The sequence below is a fragment of the Sphingomonas sp. 28-62-11 genome, from assembly GCF_002278865.1.
Lineage (GTDB): Bacteria > Pseudomonadota > Alphaproteobacteria > Sphingomonadales > Sphingomonadaceae > Sphingomonas.
The window spans coordinates 14593-31312 of record NZ_NCGB01000031.1 but is presented as its reverse complement, the minus strand read 5'-3'; the positions used below and the strand labels follow the sequence as shown (position 1 = coordinate 31312).

General features: G+C 62.0%; 14 protein-coding genes and 1 tRNA gene. 6 read left to right on the top strand and 9 right to left on the bottom strand.

Annotated elements, in window-relative coordinates; all coding sequences use genetic code 11:
• The 3 genes from glnA to B7Y49_RS11465 form a co-directional block, all read right to left on the bottom strand.
• On the bottom strand, nt 1–1106 hold a 1106-nt coding region (gene glnA, locus B7Y49_RS11475), incomplete at its 3' end, for a type I glutamate--ammonia ligase (RefSeq protein WP_374127728.1).
• Nucleotides 1107–1201: 95 nt separating this feature from the next.
• Entirely contained in the window at nt 1202–1540 is a 339-nt protein-coding gene (locus B7Y49_RS11470) for a P-II family nitrogen regulator (RefSeq protein WP_374127727.1), read from the bottom strand.
• Nucleotides 1541–1735: 195 nt separating this feature from the next.
• Nucleotides 1736–2302: a winged helix-turn-helix domain-containing protein gene (locus tag B7Y49_RS11465; protein ID WP_374127726.1), complete on the bottom strand. Its 567-nt coding sequence runs from the start codon at nt 2300–2302 to the stop codon at nt 1736–1738.
• A gap of 113 nt (nt 2303–2415) precedes the next feature.
• On the opposite strand from B7Y49_RS11465, the gene B7Y49_RS11460 reads away from it, so the two are divergent.
• A complete protein-coding gene (locus B7Y49_RS11460; RefSeq protein WP_374127725.1) occupies nt 2416–3666 on the top strand; it encodes a serine hydrolase domain-containing protein in 1251 nt (416 codons plus the stop codon).
• 3 nt (nt 3667–3669) lie between these two features.
• On the opposite strand, the gene map is transcribed toward B7Y49_RS11460, so the two are convergent.
• Nucleotides 3670–4500 (bottom strand): methionyl aminopeptidase, encoded by an 831-nt coding sequence (map, locus tag B7Y49_RS11455; RefSeq protein WP_374127724.1) that lies wholly within the window; start codon nt 4498–4500, stop codon nt 3670–3672.
• A 63-nt stretch (nt 4501–4563) separates the two neighbouring features.
• On the opposite strand from map, the gene B7Y49_RS11450 reads away from it, so the two are divergent.
• A complete protein-coding gene (locus B7Y49_RS11450) occupies nt 4564–5343 on the top strand; it encodes a competence/damage-inducible protein A (RefSeq protein ID WP_374127723.1) in 780 nt (259 codons plus the stop codon).
• Nucleotides 5344–5408: 65 nt separating this feature from the next.
• On the opposite strand, the gene B7Y49_RS11445 is transcribed toward B7Y49_RS11450, so the two are convergent.
• Both B7Y49_RS11445 and B7Y49_RS11440 read right to left on the bottom strand, forming a co-directional pair.
• Nucleotides 5409–8651, bottom strand: coding sequence for an adenylate/guanylate cyclase domain-containing protein (locus B7Y49_RS11445; protein ID WP_374127722.1), 3243 nt, complete (start codon nt 8649–8651; stop codon nt 5409–5411).
• Nucleotides 8652–8768: 117 nt separating this feature from the next.
• Nucleotides 8769–8842: transfer RNA gene (locus B7Y49_RS11440), tRNA-Gly, on the bottom strand.
• Between the two features lie 417 nt (nt 8843–9259).
• Here B7Y49_RS11440 and B7Y49_RS11435 point away from each other — a divergent pair.
• The 3 genes from B7Y49_RS11435 (at nt 9260) to B7Y49_RS11425 (ending at nt 12631) form a co-directional block, all read left to right on the top strand.
• Nucleotides 9260–10075 (top strand): TorF family putative porin, encoded by an 816-nt coding sequence (locus B7Y49_RS11435; RefSeq protein ID WP_374127721.1) that lies wholly within the window; start codon nt 9260–9262, stop codon nt 10073–10075.
• Nucleotides 10076–10239: 164 nt separating this feature from the next.
• Entirely contained in the window at nt 10240–11277 is a 1038-nt protein-coding gene (pyrC, locus tag B7Y49_RS11430) for a dihydroorotase (RefSeq protein WP_374127720.1), read from the top strand.
• A 121-nt stretch (nt 11278–11398) separates the two neighbouring features.
• Nucleotides 11399–12631, top strand: a complete 1233-nt coding sequence (locus tag B7Y49_RS11425; protein WP_374127719.1) for an NAD(P)/FAD-dependent oxidoreductase — start codon at nt 11399–11401, stop codon at nt 12629–12631.
• 227 nt (nt 12632–12858) lie between these two features.
• Here the strand turns inward: B7Y49_RS11425 and B7Y49_RS11420 are convergent, their stop codons facing one another.
• Both B7Y49_RS11420 and B7Y49_RS11415 read right to left on the bottom strand, forming a co-directional pair.
• Nucleotides 12859–14172: an ATP-binding protein gene (locus B7Y49_RS11420; protein WP_374127718.1), complete on the bottom strand. Its 1314-nt coding sequence runs from the start codon at nt 14170–14172 to the stop codon at nt 12859–12861.
• Nucleotides 14169–14879: a response regulator gene (locus B7Y49_RS11415; RefSeq protein WP_374127717.1), complete on the bottom strand. Its 711-nt coding sequence runs from the start codon at nt 14877–14879 to the stop codon at nt 14169–14171. The genes B7Y49_RS11420 and B7Y49_RS11415 overlap by 4 nt, the downstream gene beginning before the upstream one ends.
• Nucleotides 14880–15084: 205 nt before the next feature.
• Here B7Y49_RS11415 and B7Y49_RS11410 point away from each other — a divergent pair, with 205 nt between their 5' ends.
• Nucleotides 15085–15276: a hypothetical protein gene (locus tag B7Y49_RS11410; RefSeq protein WP_374127716.1), complete on the top strand. Its 192-nt coding sequence runs from the start codon at nt 15085–15087 to the stop codon at nt 15274–15276.
• A gap of 13 nt (nt 15277–15289) precedes the next feature.
• On the opposite strand, the gene B7Y49_RS11405 is transcribed toward B7Y49_RS11410, so the two are convergent.
• Nucleotides 15290–16606: an MFS transporter gene (locus B7Y49_RS11405; RefSeq protein WP_374127715.1), complete on the bottom strand. Its 1317-nt coding sequence runs from the start codon at nt 16604–16606 to the stop codon at nt 15290–15292.
• Nucleotides 16607–16720: the final 114 nt, after the last annotated feature.

Here is a 16720-nt window from a genome sequence, read left to right as displayed (position 1 = left end):
GGGTTGGCCATCGCGTCGGGAAAGCGGACTTCGACGCGCTTTGCCTTGGGGCCCGTGCCATATGGAATGCGGCATGAGGCCGAGCGGTTGCGCGCCGAATAAGCGAGCAGCACCGGCGCTTCATAGCCCGGCACCAGTCGCTTGTAGCTGTTGGTGGTCGGGTTGGTGAAGGCGTTGACGGACTTGGCGTGCTTGATGATGCCGCCGATGAAGAACAGGCACATTTCCGACAGCCCGGCATAGCCGTTCCCGGCGAACAGCGGCGTGCCCTTGTCCCAGATCGACAAATGGGTGTGCATGCCGCTGCCGTTATCTTCCTTAATCGGCTTCGGCATGAACGTCGCCGTCTTGCCGTACGCATGCGCGACCTGGTGGACGACGTACTTATAGATCTGCATCCGGTCTGCCGTGGTCGTCAGCGTGCCGAAGGTGAGGCCGAGCTCATGCTGCGCGGCAGCGACTTCATGGTGATGCTTGTCGCACGGCAGCCCCATTTCGAGCATGGTCGACACCATCTCGCCGCGAATGTCGACGCAGCTGTCGACCGGCGCGACGGGGAAATAACCGCCCTTGGCGCGCGGACGGTGGCCCAGATTGCCGCCTTCATATTCGCGGCCGGTGTTGGTCGGTAGCTCGATATCGTCGATCTTGTAATAGCTGGTCGAATAGCTGGTTTCGAAGCGGACATCGTCGAAGATGAAGAATTCGGCTTCGGGGCCGACATAGACGGTGTCGCCGATACCGGTGGTCTTCAGATAGGCCTCGGCGCGCTTCGCCGTGCTGCGCGGATCGCGCGAATAGAGTTCGCCGGTCGATGGCTCGACGATGTCGCAGAACAGGATCATCATCGGCGTCGCGCTGAACGGATCGACATAGACCGCGTCGAGATCAGGCTTCAGGATCATGTCGGATTCGTTGATCGCCTTCCAGCCCTCGATCGAGGAGCCGTCGAACATGAAACCGTCGGTCAGCTCATCCTCACCGACGACCGTCGAGACCATCGTCAGATGCTGCCATTTGCCCTTGGGATCGGTGAAGCGCAGATCGACCCACTCGATCTCATCGTCCTTGATCATCTTCAGGATTTTGCCGGCGTCGTTGGCCATTGGATTGGTCCCCTATTCAAGAGTGATGGTGTTCCGGCGAACCGGAGAATCATGTTGCGTCGCAGTGCATAGTTTTCACACAATGCTGCGCTGCGTCAAATTGCGTTTTCGTCGCGCTCCCCGGTGCGGATGCGGAGCACGGTTTCGACGGGGATGACGAAGATCTTGCCATCGCCGATCCGGCCGGTCTGCGCGGCGGCGGCGATCGCCTCCACAACACGGTCAGCCATCGCATCCTCCACGACCACCTCAAGCTTCACCTTGGGGAGGAAATCGACGACATATTCCGCACCGCGGTACAGCTCGGTATGGCCCTTTTGCCGCCCGAAACCCTTGGCCTCCGTCACGGTGATGCCGCTGACGCCGACTTCGTGAAGCGCTTCCTTCACCTCGTCGAGCTTGAAGGGTTTAATGATCGCTTCGATCTTTTTCACGGTGTGCCCCGATCTTATGGAAGGATGTGCCTCTGACTGTCGGAATCCCTTACAACAAGCGTGCCAGTCACGCGAGGGGAGAGGCGTCGCCTTGTGACGACCACGCCGACCGGCGCCCAATGCCTATAGGGGAAGCATATCGCGCGCCGATGCCTGTTTTTGAGGCAACGCGGGCGGATGCGCCCAATTGATTCCTTATTCGGGCGCAATCGCGCCGTGTAGGATGTAGCGCGGCCCAGCGCCGCCATCGCGCACCCGATAGCGCTCGAACAGCGCGCGGACGTCAACGGCGAACGCAGCGGCATCGTCGGGCGTAAGGTGGAGGCGCAGCCATAGCTCCGAGGTGCCGGGCGTCGGCGTATCGAGCACCAGCCGCATCCGCGGGCCGGATTCAAAGGAGTAGCGCGTGCCAAGGATGCTGCGAATGCGCGCGCGATCGAGCGCCGCACGTAGCTCATCTGCAAGTCGGTCCCCACTTAGTCTTGAGCTGAGTTCGACGGGCACGAAATAGCTGCGCGCCACCGCGCGATACCGAGCAACGGCGCGGCCCGCTCGGGGTTCGCGGCGCGTCTCGACGATCAGCCCAAATGCGATCAGCCGCCGGAGATGATGGCCGATCAGGCTCAGCGACATTTGGGCCTGCCTGGCAAGTTCGACCGCGCCCTGCTCACGATCGACCAGCGCCAGCACGATCCCGTGCAGTCGAGGCTCGGTCATTGCCGCTGCGGCGGCGGGATCGTGGATGGTCAATTCGTCGAGCATGCCGGCGCTCCCAACCCTGAGTATATCGATCTTCTACTCAAATAGAACTCCTTTCAATTACACTAGACCTAGCCGCAGCTGTGTCGCAACTGAAGTGCAAGGGAGATGTGGCGATGCGGCATATGGTGTGGGGGGTGGCAGCGGCCGCGTTGACGGCAATTCCAAGTGCAGGGATGGCTGCGGACAAGAACTCACCGGTCGGTCGGTGCGTTGCCGCCCGCGTGGCTGCGATGCCAGGCTTCTCCGGAGTCGTGCTGGTGCGGCGCGGCAGCGATGTCGGGCAGCTGGCGCTTGGCACTGCCGACGGCACCGGGCGCGCGATTGCCGTCGATACGCGCTTCAATCTCGGCTCGGCGAACAAGATGTTTACCGCAGTCGCGGTCGCGCAGCTTGTCGAAGCGGGCAAGGTCGGACTCGACGACCCAATCGGTCGCTATGTCGATGGCCTGACCCGTGAAGCGTCGGCGGTGACGGTTCGCCAGCTCCTGACCCACAGCGGCGGGCTTGGCAGCTTCTTTTCGCCCGATACGCTCGATGCACTGGCGCGTGCGCGCAGCATCGCCGATCTGCTGCCGCTCGTAGCGAACGAGAAACCGGCCTTCGCGCCCGGCACGCGATTCCAATATTCGAACACCGGCTTCCTGCTGCTCGGGGCGATGGTCGAGCGCGTGTCGGGGCAACGCTATGGCGATTATCTGCGCGATCATGTCTTCGTGCCCGCGGATATGACCGCCACCGGGCTCGATCCCGCCAGCCCGGTACCCGCCGCCATCGGCGTTACCACGATGCCGGCCTTGCCGCCGCTGGGCGGGCCGGGCGCACCGGGGATGGTGATGATTCGACCAGGCGACGCCGGCGCGCCGATGCCGCCGCCCGGTGCGCCGGGGCTGATGATCATGCGGCCGGGGGAGGGTGGGGGTCCTGCGGCGCCGATGGCGCTGCCCCCCGGGCCGCCGCGCCCGGCGCAAGAATCGACCTTGCCGGGCACGCCCGCAGGCAGCGCCTACAGCACCGTGGGCGACCTGCGACGCTTCTTCGCCGCGCTCGCCGCTGGCAAGCTGGTGAGCGCCAAGACCGTCGCGATGTTCGCCGCGCCGCAGATCGAGGCGCCCGGTCCCCCCGGCGTCCCGCGCGCGCATTATGGCTTCGGGTTTGGCACCGGCAGCTTCGAGGGGCATCGCTGGTACGGCCACAATGGTGGCGCGCCGGGCGTCAATGTCGAGGCAACGATATTCCCGGACGACGATGTCGAGATCGAAGTGTTGACCAATCGCGACCCGCCAGTCGCAACGCGGCTGTTCGGCGATCTCCGGCGGTTGCTGCTCGATCCGGTGAAGCTTGCGGCCTGTGCGAGCGACGGTTGACGCTCAGGCGGTGTAAGGCGGTTGATGCAGGCCCTTGGGGCTGGTCGTGAAAATCTCGCAGCCGGTCTCGGTAATGCCGATCGAATGTTCGAACTGCGCCGATAGCGACCGGTCACGCGTCACCGCCGTCCAACCATCGTCAAGCAGTTTCACATCGGCGCGGCCGATGTTGATCATCGGCTCGATCGTGAAGAACATGCCCGGCCGAAGCTCTGGCCCCGTGCCCGGGCGACCGACATGGACCACTTCGGGTGCGTCATGAAACAGCCGGCCCACACCGTGCCCGCAGAAGTCGCGCACCACGCCGTAGCGGTGGCGTTCGGCATGGGCCTGGATCGCATAGCCAACATCGCCCAGCGTATTGCCCGGCCGCGCTTTTTCGATGCCGAGCATCAGGCATTCATAGGTCACATCGACCAGCCGGCGCGCCTTGAGCGGGACATCGCCGACCAGATACATCCGGCTCGAATCGCCGTGCCAGCCGCCGAGCAATGGGGTGACGTCGATATTGACGATATCGCCATCCTTCAGCGTCTTTTCGCTCGGGATGCCGTGGCAGACGACGTGATTGATCGAGATGCAGCAGCTATGCGTATAGCCGCGATAGCCGATCGTTGCGGGCACGCCGCCGCCCGCGGTGATGAAATGGCGAACGAGATCGTCGAGCGCGCCGGTCGTTACGCCCGGCACGACATGGGGGACGAGCATGTCGAGCGTTTCGGCGGCCAGGCGCCCGGCCCGGCGCATGCCTTCAAAGCCCGATGCATCATGGAGTTTGATTGCGCCCGTACGCGTCATCGGCGCTTCGGCGGTTACGGTTTCGTACACTGTCATTTGTTGAACATAGCGATCTGTTGCGGGCTTTGCGAGGGGGGCAGGCTGGGCTATGCGACGGCGATGACATCAACCCCGACGATCGCCTCTACGACACGCATCTGGACTGCCGCCCTTGTCGTGATCGGTGACGAAATTCTGTCCGGCCGCACCCAGGACAAGAATGTGGCGCAGATCGCCGCCTGGCTGAACGTGCAGGGCATCCGCCTCGCCGAGGTGCGCGTCGTGGCTGACGATACGGCGGCGATTGTCGAAGCCGTAAACGCGCTGCGGGCGCGCAATGATTATTTGTTCACCACCGGCGGGATCGGCCCGACGCATGACGACATCACTGTCGATGCGATTGCGGAAGCACTCGGCGTGGCCGTGGTGCATCACCCGCGCGCACTGGCCGTGCTCGAGGGCTATTACGCGAGCCGTGGCGGGCTGACGGAGGCGCGTAAGCGCATGGCGCGCGTGCCCGATGGCGCGGCGCTGATCGAAAACCGGATGTCGGGGGCGCCGGGCATTCGGATCGGCAATATCTTCGTGATGGCGGGCGTACCGCACATCACTGCGGGGATGCTCGATGCGCTGACGGGCACGCTGGAGGGCGGGCAACCGGTCCTCTCCCGCACAATCGGTTGCTGGGTGGCGGAAAGCGAAGTCGCCGAAATGCTAGGCGAGGCCGAACGCGCGCATCCCGGTGTGGCCATCGGCAGCTATCCATTTTTCCGCGAGGGGAGGGTAGGCGCCAATTTCGTGGTGCGCGCGACCGACCAGGCGATTATCGATGCGTGCATCGCCGATGTGACCGCACAGCTGGAGGCTGGCGGTAGAGCGGTGGTTGCGGACGGGATCTGAGAACGACCGTCACCCATGTTTCACGCTGCAGCGGCGGTCTTGGCCGGGCTTTGCCATACGCCGTCCTAGTTGGACTCGGGAGCCCGCTGCGAAAGCGTGCGTGCGCGTTCGAGCATAACCTTGGCCGGCATGTCGCTTGGGTCTTGCGCGACGGCTTCTTCAAAATCAGCAATCGCGCCTTGCCAATTGCGCGATAGCAGATTGGTGCGCCCTTTGCCGTAAGCAACGAGCGACGCCTTTCGGCCAGTGTCGGCGGCACGCGATGGCGCCACAGCCTCAAAAATCTTTGCTGGCCGTTTGCGCCCGCGGACCCGAATGACGTCGATCTCGCGCGTTTCCACCCGTCCCATGACTGCTGCTGCTGTGTCCTCACACAACAGCAAATCGACCCCATACGTCTTGGTGAGTTCCTGCAAGCGTGCTGCCAAGTTCACGCTGTCGCCGATTACCGTGTAATCCATCCGTTTGGGGCTGCCGATCGTTCCCGCCACAACCTCGCCGGTCGAGATGCCCATGCCGATGCGGACGGGAGCCGCGTCGCGGTCGGCTCGTCGCGCGTTGATCAGATCGAGCATCCGCAGCATTTCCATCGCACTCGTCACCGCGTTGAGGGCATCCTGATCGCTTGCCAGGGGCGCTCCATAGACGGCCATAATGGCGTCGCCCATATACTTGTCGAGGACGCCGTTCGCACCGGCTACGGCCTCGTACATCTCTGTGAAGAGTTCATTGAGCAGTTCTACAGTCTCCCGCGCGGTGAGTGCCTCTGCCATCGTGGTGAAGCCGCGGATATCAGCGAACAGGATGCTGGCCTGACAGGCGCTGCCAAACAATGCATCCCCATCATGCGCGAGAACTTGATCCATCACCTCCTGCGTCATGAAGCGCCGGATCGTGCCTTCGAGACGCTTACTCGCGCTGATATCGTCGATCATCATGAGCACGCCGGTCGCGCGGTCGCCGTCGCGCAGCGGAACGAGCGATAGATTGGCCGAGATCGTACCGTTGCCAACGGTCACAAGTTCGCTGTCGAGAAAGGTCTTTGAAACCTCGCCAGCAGCGACCTGGGCGATCTCTTCCGCCAGCCATGGGTTTGCGCTGCCGACGAACTCCCGCGCATCGGCTGTTTCAGCATCGTCCTTGCTCACCCCCAGGATGCGCGCTGCGGCATCGTTTAGCCGCGCCCTTCGGGCATCGTCCTGTAGCGTGACGACGCCGCTCGACATCGAAGAAAGGATGCGCTCGTTGTAGTTGCGCGATTCGAGCACCGCAGCGAACAAGTTGGCGTTGTCGATTGCCACCGCCGCCTGCGCTGAAAAGGCAGCGAGCCGCGTCATGTCGCGTTCCTTGAAGCCTTCATTAAGTCGACTGTTGAGGACCTGGAGAACGCCCAGCTTGCGCCCATCGCGGGTGACCAACGGCGAACACAGCATATTTCGGGTCACAAACCCCGTTTCCCGGTCAACAGCGGGATTGAAACGGGGATCGCTATAAGGATCACTGACGTGCACTGCCTGCCCTAGCTGGAAGGAGTGACCCGCAATGCCCCGGTCTTCCGGAATGCGAATCTCCCGCGCTTCCATGCCCTCTGCCACGAGTGTCCACAGTTCGCCTCGCTCAGGGTCGTGGATGAAGATACTTGTCCGCTCTGCGTCGAGGATGCGGCTGGTAACGCCGGCGATGCGCTCCAGCAACGATACGAGGTGACTTTCGCTGGCGACAGCAGAATTGACCTCGAGCAGGCGTCCGAGATCCTCGCTGAGCACTTCAGCAGAAACGATCGCAACCGACCAGCGGCGCGCAAGCACGACGAGATGCGTGAAGGCAAAGATGATCAGTCCATATCCCGCCAGATCGATCCGGGCGATCGGGCCGGGGGCGATGAAGTTGAGGTTCACCGTCGCTTGGAGGCCCGTTGAAACAACCACCGCAACTTGCCCAAGAAAGAGCAGGATCGCGCCGTCACGGCCTTCGCGCACTGCCGAAATGGTTCGGCTGAACACAAAGACAAAAGTCATCACCATACATACCAAGAATAGGGAGATCACTCTTGTAGCAAGAAGCGTTCCACCGACTATCAAGAGTCCGGCGACGAACGTACCGCAAACGGCAACGATGGCTTGCAGCAGTAAGTACCAGTGCCTGCGCGTGCGATCGGGAAATAGCGCCTCGACGTAAGCCACCCACGCGATGATACCCCCGTACGTGCAAAGAATAAGCGCGGCGTAGAGCAATTCGTGCGACAGTCCGGGCGCCGCCACGAGCAGTAAATTCTGCAAACCATGAATGCCCTGGACGCCCAAAAGGCCGAATGCGCCAAGCGCGAGGTAGAGCGAGGAACGATCAACCGGGCGATTGACATACACGATCAGCGCGAACAGCCCGATCAACACAAAGGTCACGCTGATGTAGAAGGTCCGGGCCCAGACAAGGGCGATCCACTGATCCATGGTCGCTGCCGTGCCCATAACGGGCGCAATGCGTAATCCGTTCTTGATGTCGTTGTATGTTGTGATGGCGATAGCCAGGCGCACGTCGCCGCCCTCGGTGGAGAAGCCAACGTCGTGGCGACGCAATTCGTAGACCGACGTTGCGGCAGAGAAACCCATCCTCCCGCTCGACGAGCGCAGTCGGCCATCGACATAAACCTGCGACGCCCCCCAGATCGATGGCAAAAACATCCGGTAGTCGCCCGCTGGCACGTCGTGCACCGTCAGCCGATAGAGCATCGCTTCGCCCGCACGAAGCCTGTGTCCATTGGGCATGCGAAGCCCTTCCCAAGGCCCGGGCACCTTCAACAGCGCGCGATTCTGCCGCCCGCCCTGCGCAATACGTTCGATCGACCATTCGCCCTCGAGTACCACCGGCCGCTGGGCGAGAAGCGTACGGGGAATCGCGATCTGCCCATCGCTTACCCTGACGTCGCGGCTTTCGGTCGAAACGAACATCGGCAGCGTCAAAGCCGCAAACAGCGCGAACAAGCCGACCACGATAAGAACTTCGCGGACCGCGGGCCGTAAAAATCCCTTCGCAATCGAGCTGCTCGCCAAACCGCCGCCCCTCCCAGACCATGGCGCGACATTGGTCCCACGCGCTGGGTATTGGAGCACAACCCCCTTTAACATTTCCTTTCTGTCTTTAACAAAATGAGCAATATTTTCGTTGGCGTATCGATGCGACGCCCGAAAGAGCGTGGGCAGTACCAATGGAGATTGCTGCTCGCATACCAGACGAGGGAGCCCCGTATTGGGAGGCGCCCTATGGGCCGAAGCAGCCAAGGTCAAAGCGATCGGCTGACCGATGCTCATCGTCGCGTTGCTTTCCGCGCGACGGGTCCTAACCAAGAGCTAACAGTGCCCGCGCTTCCTCGCGGACGGGGCGCCGCTACCGCATTCTGCTCACCGGAAAATCGCTATCGGTGTCAGTGGAGCGGGTGAAGGGAATCGAACCCTCGTCGTAAGCTTGGGAAGCTTCTGCTCTGCCATTGAGCTACACCCGCAGATGCCGGTTGCGCGGCTTTGGCCAGACACATCGTGCCCGCCGGTCGCACGCCAATGCCATCGGAGCGGGGTGTTGGTCAACATCCGCTTTTGGCGCGCCTTGGTCGTGATCTGGCGTGATTTTTCTGCAGTACCCTGCACATGACAGGCCGACGGGCGCGATGGCCGATCTGTTGCAGTGCAGCAACAGCCAGCCAAGATTCGTGGGGCCATTGCGACAAATTGGCTGGTTTACGTGGTTTGCGGCTTCTCGACGCTGTCGCATCGGTGAAACAAAATGTTGCAAACTGCGAAATCCTGCGCAACATAACGACGCCACTCTTGGGTGGTTGGATTGATCGCACCCCGCTTAAACAACGGAGAGATGCGACGGTTCGAGCGCAGGCGGGACCTCATTGTCGATTACAGGAGATCCCATGAAGATATCGCTTTTTGCGGCTGCGGCCGCGCTCATTGTTGCAGCGCAACCTGCCGCAGCTGAGGAAACCGATCCGCCCAAGGCGCTGACGGTTTCCGGCAGCGTGGCGTTCGTTTCGGACTATCGCTTCCGTGGCGTCTCCCAGTCCGATGAGGAAGGCGCCATCCAAGGCGGGTTCACCGTCACCCATGAAAGCGGGCTCTATGTCGGCGCCTGGGCATCCAACCTGGCCGGTTGGGGCGCTTTTGGTGGCTCCAATACCGAGCTCGACATTTTCGGCGGCTACAAGCGCGCCGTCGGTGGCGCAACGGTCGATGTCGGCCTGACCTGGTACATGTATCCAGGTGGTGCGCAGTTGACCGATTTCGCCGAGCCTTATGTGAAGGTCAGCGGGGCGCTAGGCCCAGTCAATGCGCTCATCGGCGTTGCCTACGCACCCAAGCAGCGCGCCCTCGGCAACTTCTCGAACACGCCGTTCAGCCGTGGCCAGACCGACGACAATCTGTATATCTGGGGTGATGCAAACGTTGCGATTCCCAAAACGCCGCTGACGGCAAAGGCGCATGTCGGTTATTCGAACGGCAATCCCGGCCTGGGCCCCAACGGCACCAGCGTGACGCCGACAGGCGAATATGTCGATTGGCTGTTCGGGGTTGATGCCGTGGTCGGTCCGCTCGTGCTTGGTGTCGCGTACACCGATACCGATATCGGTTTGGCTGAATCGGCGTATCTGCTGCCCAACTTCAGCTCGACCAAGGACGGCGGCTCGATCGCCGGTGGCCAGGTGGTCTTCTCGGTTTCGGCGGCATTCTGATCGGTTGATCCCGCAGGCGGCGTTTCGCCTGCGGGATCGCCCTTTTGTGATGACGCTGGCCACGCCGCGCGATGGACTTTGAATCGCGGATGGCTAAACGATTGGCGATGCTATCTGCCGCGCCCCCTGCCGATCCTGCCGCTCTCCCATCTGATCGTCTCGTCATGCGGCGACCCGACGACTGGCACGTCCATTTGCGCGATGGTGCGATGCTGGCGGCAGTGGTCAACCATACCGCGCGCCAGTTCGCGCGTGCGATTGTGATGCCCAATCTCGCCCCACCGGTGACGACTGTTGCTGCGGCCCGAGCCTATCGCGCGCGGATCGAGGCGGCGGTTGATACGGCACTTGGCTTCACTCCGCTGATGATTTGCTATCTGACCGATCATAGCGACCCCGATGAGATCGAGCGCGGTTTTGCCGAGGGAGTCTTTACCGCCTGCAAGCTGTATCCCGCGCATGCAACGACCAATTCGGCGCATGGCGTATCCGATATCGGCGCGATCAGCGCGGTGCTGGCTCGGATGGAGCGGATTGGCATGCCGCTGCTGCTCCATGGCGAGGTGACTGATCCAACGATCGACATTTTCGATCGCGAGGCGGTGTTCATTGAGCGTGTCTATGCCCGTATCCAGGCCGATTTTCCGGGCCTGAGATCGGTGTTCGAACATATCACCACCGTAGAGGCGGTTGCCTTTGTCGAAAACAGCGGTCCTTTGGTTGCCGCGACGATCACGCCGCACCATCTGCGCATCAATCGCAATGCGATGTTCGATGGCGGCATTCGCCCGCACGCCTATTGCCTGCCAGTCGCCAAGCGCGAGCGGCATCGGCTGGCGTTGCGGCGCGCGGCAGTGTCGGGCTCGCCCAAATTCTTCCTTGGCACCGATTCAGCCCCCCACATCATCGCTGCGAAGGAATCGGCCTGTGGCTGTGCTGGCATCTTCAACGCGCCCTTTGCCATCGAAAGTTATGCCGCGACTTTTGAGGAGGAAGGGGCGATCGACCGGCTCGAAGGTTTTGCCGCCGAACATGGCCCGCGATTTTACGGCCTGCCGCTGAATGAGGAACGGATCGTTCTTGAGCGTGATCCCATCGATGTGCCGACGACGATTGATGTTGGCGCGGCGGGCGCGGTGGTGCCGTTTCACGCCGGGGAGCGCCTGCAATGGCGCTATGCCGGGATCGCGTCGTCGGATTGATGCGGGGCGCTGGGGTAGATTGACCGGTGATCGGCACCGGTAAGGTGAAGCCAATTGCCCTGCCGGGCCAGAGCGGCGATAGGCAGCGATCAATTGTCGACCATCGAAGGACGGAGCGCGCGTGGATCAGGCGGATGTAGTGATCGTCGGGACCGGGCATGGCGGCGCACAGGCCGCGATTGCGCTGCGTCAACAAGGTTTTGCCGGATCGATCATGCTGATCGGCGATGAGCCCGATTTGCCCTATGAGCGCCCGCCGCTGTCAAAGGATTATCTGTCGGGCGAGAAGCCATTTGAGCGGCTGCTGATCCGCCCCGCCGCCTTTTGGAGCGAACGGTCGATCGATTTCGAGTTAAGCACACGGGTAGCCGCGATTGATCCCGATGCGCATGTGCTGAAAACTGAGGGCGGTCGCACGATCGGCTATGGCCAGTTGATCTGGGCGGGCGGCGGCGCCCCCCGCCGATTGGGCTGCCCGGGCGCCGATGCGCGGGGCGTCCATTATGTCCGCACGCGTGCCGATGTCGACCGGATGATCGCCGAAATGCCGCAGGTGGCGCGCGTCGCCGTCGTTGGTGGCGGCTATATCGGGCTTGAGGCGGCCGCTGTGCTCACCAAGTTGGGCAAGCAAGTGACGGTGATCGAGGCGCTTGATCGGGTGCTGGCCCGCGTGGCGGGTGAGCCTTTGTCGCGGTTTTTCGAGGATGAGCATCGCGCGCACGGCGTTGATGTAAGGCTTGGCGCGATGGTCGCGGGGATTGAGGCGTCGGAGGGACAAGCGATTGGCGTCCGGCTCGCCGATGGCGATGTGATCGGGTGCGAGATGGTGGTGGTGGGGATCGGTATCATCCCGGCTATTGCACCGTTGATCGCGGCGGGTGCGCGTGGTGGCAACGGGGTGGAGGTAGATGGCAAGTGCCGCACCAGCCTGGCCGATATCTTCGCAATCGGCGACTGTGCCGCGCATCACAATCATTTTGCCGGTGGCGCGATGATCAGGCTCGAATCGGTGCAGAACGCCAATGATCAGGCGAATGTGGTCGCCAAGGCGATCATGGGGGGCGACGGGGAATATGATGCTGTACCGTGGTTCTGGTCAAACCAATATGACCTGAAGTTGCAGACGGTGGGCCTGTCAGTGGGCCATGACGCGCTGGTGGTGCGCGGTGATCCGGCAACTCGCAGTTTTTCGGTCGTTTATCTGCAGGCTGGGTGCGTCATTGCGCTCGATTGTGTCAACATGGTCAAAGATTACGTCGCCGGGCGCGGGCTCGTCGCCGGCGCTGTTTCACCCGATCTCGCCCTGCTGGCCGATCCGGCGACACCGTTGAAAACGCTGATCGGTACAGCCTGAAAAGACGTCGCTGTGGTTTGAAGAATTCGGGTCGGCGCATGGGAACGCCGACCCGTCCGGCTATTCTGGCGCGAGGGTTTGGGGACGGTCGGCCAGACCGGATGTTCAGTGAAGGCGCCTGCCAAACAAGACGGGCCTTCAAAACCAACGCTTGAGGTTTATCACCGATAAATTTCTGCAAAAACACGTGGACGTAATTTAACGTGTCTCTTGTAGTCACTACCTCGCTATCGACGCGGTAACATGATCTGCGCGCGGAGCCCGCCTTCGGGACGGTTCGACAGGCTCAGTCGGCCCCCTTCACGTGCTACTGTATCGGCTACAATCGCAAGCCCCAGCCCGAACCCTTTGGTGTCGCGTTGCCGGGCTGGATCGAGCCGGACAAAGGGCTGGATCACCAGGTCAGTCTTGTCGGCAGGAATGCCAGGACCATCATCATCGATGTTGAGATACACCCAGAAATCGTCGACCATGATCGAGAGCGTTGCGCGCGTGCCGTAATGGAGACTGTTATCGACCAGATTGGTGATGGCCCGTTTGATCGCTGATCGTCGCAGCACCATTTCGAGGTGATCGGGGCCGTTGTAGATAACGGTTGCGCCATTATCAGCGGCGTCGTCCGCAATCGTGGCGCAGGTAACCGCAAGGTCGATATGCGCCGGATTTTCGGGATCATCGTCGCCGCCCAGATAGGCAAGGAGCGATCCCACCATTGCCTCCATCTCATGAATGTCGCCGCGTATCGCGTGCCGGACCTGCGTATCGGGAATGGCATCGGCCCGCAGCTTCAGGCGAGACAGGGGCGTTCGCATATCATGACCAACCGCAAACAGGCCCTGGGTACGATCATTGATCAGCTGATGAATGCGGTCCTGCATGGTGTTGAACGCGCGCACCACGCGGACCACGTCGGTCGGGCCTTCTTCCTCGACATGAACGCTGGTGCCACTGCCCATTTGCTCGGCTGCCGCGGCGAGCCGGCGCAGCGGCTGCAGCGTGCGCTGCATCAACAGCCCACCCATCACGATCAGCGCGACCGCGGGCGCCAATGCCTGCAGAATCCGCTCGGTCGTCAGATTGAGTCCTACAATCGGTGTGCGGGTTCGAAAATAGACCCAGCTGTCATCGGGCAGCCGCAACCCGCCGGACACCACCGATCGTCGGCCCGGGGACGTGAGTTGCAGGCGCAGATCGGCGCTGGCCAGTGCTGGTTCCCAAGCAATGATCTGGCGCCGCATCCCGGCAAGCTCGGTTGCGAGTGGCGGCGGTGATGTAACGCGCCCTTCCCAGCGCATCAAATAGCGATCGGTGGTCAACTGCGCGGCCATAGCGAGGCGTTCCGCCACCGGGCGCTCGGCGATCAGCCGACGGCTGATGACGAGATGTTCGGCCAAGCGGCGGGCTTCGTCATCGCGGACCGAAAACTGGCTGGCGCGCTCGTAAAGCAGCGTGCTGACACCGAATTCGATGATGACAGTAAGCAGCAGGATGGCGAGAATCCGGCTGAGCAGCCCAAGCGACGGGCGGGCAAACTGCCTCAATGCCGTTCGACAGGCACGTTGAGCATATAGCCGATGCCGCGCACGGTGATGATTGGCGCTTCCTTACCCGCGCCCGAAAGTTTGCGGCGCAGGCGGCTGACGAGCACATCAATGCTGCGATCCGAACTATCGCCAAGCCGGGTGCGGGACAGCTCGATCAGCCGCTCGCGGGCAATAACGCGCTGGGCATGATCGAGCAGTGCGATGAGCAGATCGAATTCGGCCCCGGTCAGATCGATGCTTGCACCGCTGGGCGCCAGCAATTCCCGGCGCGGCAGATTGACCGTCCACCCATCAAAAGTGATCGTCCGGGCTTCGCGCTCGGCATTTTGGCGATCAAGCGCGGGGCGCCGCAACACCGCGCGGACCCGTGCTACCAATTCGCGCGTGCCAAACGGCTTAGCCAGATAATCATCGGCGCCCAGTTCCAGCCCGACGACTCGATCTGTCTCGCTGGAACGGGCGCTGATGAAGATGATCGGCACGTCGCATTTCTGGCGCAACGCCCGGCATAGATCGAGACCACTTGTGCCGGGCAACATGATATCGAGCAGCACGAGATCAACCGGCCCTTTTTCAAGCGCGAGCCACATTTCGGGCGCTGCCGATGCGGGGCGGACGGTATAGCCGTTTTCCTGCAGGGCACGGGTTGTGAGCATCCGCAGCGCGGGATCATCTTCTACCAGGATAATGGTCGGCGCAGTCATGGCGGTTGGCCTATTCCCCTGCAGGTTCGACTAAGCGGCGTGGGGCGAACGGTCAACGATTGGGCGATGTCGCAGCCGCCGGAGCAATATTTCTTTACATCTGTGTGACGGTTACGTCCCGGTCATGGCGCCGTCCCGAAGCTGAACATCGCTTAACCATCTTGAACGCTGGCAAAAATCGTAAACAGATTGTTAACTGCGGTGCATGAAACAGACCGCCTCCGCCGCCATTGCGCCCGCCGGTTTCGCCGGGCACCCGATCCGCCGCCAGGTCGCGCTGGCGCGTCGCCACAGGCGGCTACCAACCTCGGCCGCGCCGCGCGGTGAAGATGACCTGAAGCTCTTCGCGCTGAGCTTTACGGCATTCTTCGTCTGCATCTACACGCTGATCTTCTAGCGTCCCAGCCGCATCAGTGATGCGGTATCGGCTGGTCACACACCAGATGAAGCTTGTGGCCAAGCCAGGCCGAGATGGGGCACATCGCCGCCACCACGAACAGCATATCGCCAGGGCCGACCCCGGCAAAAGCCAGTGCCTGCACCCCCAGCGCACCGATCACCATGGCGCCCGCGTTGACGACATTATTGGCAGCAACGGTGCGTGCCGTCTGGTCCTTCGTCACCGTCGTCGTCAGGAAGGCGTAGAGCGGCACGACGAACATCCCGCCGGTAATCGCGATGGCCATCAACGCGATCACGATCATGATCCCGCGGGGCATTTCGATGAAGGTCATCAGATCATACAGGGTGCCGGCCGGGGCTGCTGGCCAAGCGCGGCACAATAGCGAAAAGATGATGATGCAGCCGCCCATCGCCAGGACCGATCCGGGGGCATAGCGCGCCGATGTGTGCCCCCTCAGCAGCGCGTTGATCGCCACCGATCCGATCGCAACGCCGATCGAGAACAACGCGATCACAAAAGTTGATACCGCTTCATTGGCGGTCAGCACATTCTTCACCAGCGGCGGGAAGATGATGATCAGCACTGCGCCCATGGACCAGAAAAAGCTGATCGCGCAGATCGTCATGAACAAGCGCGGGATGTGCATCGTGGCGCTGATGACTCGCCATGATGAGGTGAAGGGATTGAAGTTCACCGTCAGCTCGGGCCCTTGCCGGAGCGCAGGCGGCACAAACAACGCCATGACCCAGCCGATCAGCGCGACGGCGATCACGGTCGCTACGGTGATCTCCGCCGGGAAGGTCGCGAGCACCCCGGCAACCACCGTACCTGACAGGATCGCGAGATAGGTCGCGGCTTCGACCATGCCCGTGCCGCCCAGCACTTCATCCTCGTGCAGATGCTGCGGCAGGATGGCGTATTTGATTGGCCCGAAAAAAGCGGAGTGGATGCCCAAGCCCAGGACGGCGACAAGCATCAGCGCAAGCCCAGGGGTCGCATAGCCGCCATGCGCGATCAGCAGGCCAGCCGATCCCACGATCATAATCAGGATTTCGGCGGTTTTGACGATCCGGATGATCCTGGCTTTATCGTGCGTATCGGCGAGCTGCCCGGCGAGCGCGGAGAGCAGGAAGAACGGCAGAATGCCGATCGCCGTCGCCAGCGCGTTGAAATTCTGTTCGACCGTGGGATCGTTGTAAATCTGGTACGTCGCGAACAGCACCATCGACGTCTTGAACAGATTGTCGTTGAAGGCACCCAGGAACTGCGTGACGAAAAGGGGCAGGAAACGGCGCTCCTTCAATAGCCCGAGCGCATTCAACATGGAGCAACCGCACCTCAAAATGGCAACACTAAGGCAGGTCCATAGCCGAGCCTTGACGAAACCGGCAATCGGATAATCGCAAGGCGCATCCCGCCAGCAATCGCGCGTGCCGCG

What these genes read in the sequence shown, in the direction of transcription:
- B7Y49_RS11465 (WP_374127726.1), bottom strand. Translation starts at nt 2,302, where the DNA reads ATGCTCGACGAATTGACCATCCACGATCCCGCCGCCGCAGCGGCAATG.
- B7Y49_RS11460 (WP_374127725.1), top strand. Translation starts at nt 2,416, where the DNA reads ATGCGGCATATGGTGTGGGGGGTGGCAGCGGCCGCGTTGACGGCAATT.
- map (WP_374127724.1), bottom strand. Translation starts at nt 4,500, where the DNA reads ATGACAGTGTACGAAACCGTAACCGCCGAAGCGCCGATGACGCGTACG.
- B7Y49_RS11450 (WP_374127723.1), top strand. Translation starts at nt 4,564, where the DNA reads ATGACATCAACCCCGACGATCGCCTCTACGACACGCATCTGGACTGCC.
- B7Y49_RS11445 (WP_374127722.1), bottom strand. Translation starts at nt 8,651, where the DNA reads ATGAGCATCGGTCAGCCGATCGCTTTGACCTTGGCTGCTTCGGCCCAT.
- B7Y49_RS11435 (WP_374127721.1), top strand. Translation starts at nt 9,260, where the DNA reads ATGAAGATATCGCTTTTTGCGGCTGCGGCCGCGCTCATTGTTGCAGCG.
- pyrC (WP_374127720.1), top strand. Translation starts at nt 10,240, where the DNA reads ATGCGGCGACCCGACGACTGGCACGTCCATTTGCGCGATGGTGCGATG.
- B7Y49_RS11415 (WP_374127717.1), bottom strand. Translation starts at nt 14,879, where the DNA reads ATGACTGCGCCGACCATTATCCTGGTAGAAGATGATCCCGCGCTGCGG.
- B7Y49_RS11410 (WP_374127716.1), top strand. Translation starts at nt 15,085, where the DNA reads ATGAAACAGACCGCCTCCGCCGCCATTGCGCCCGCCGGTTTCGCCGGG.
- B7Y49_RS11405 (WP_374127715.1), bottom strand. Translation starts at nt 16,606, where the DNA reads ATGTTGAATGCGCTCGGGCTATTGAAGGAGCGCCGTTTCCTGCCCCTT.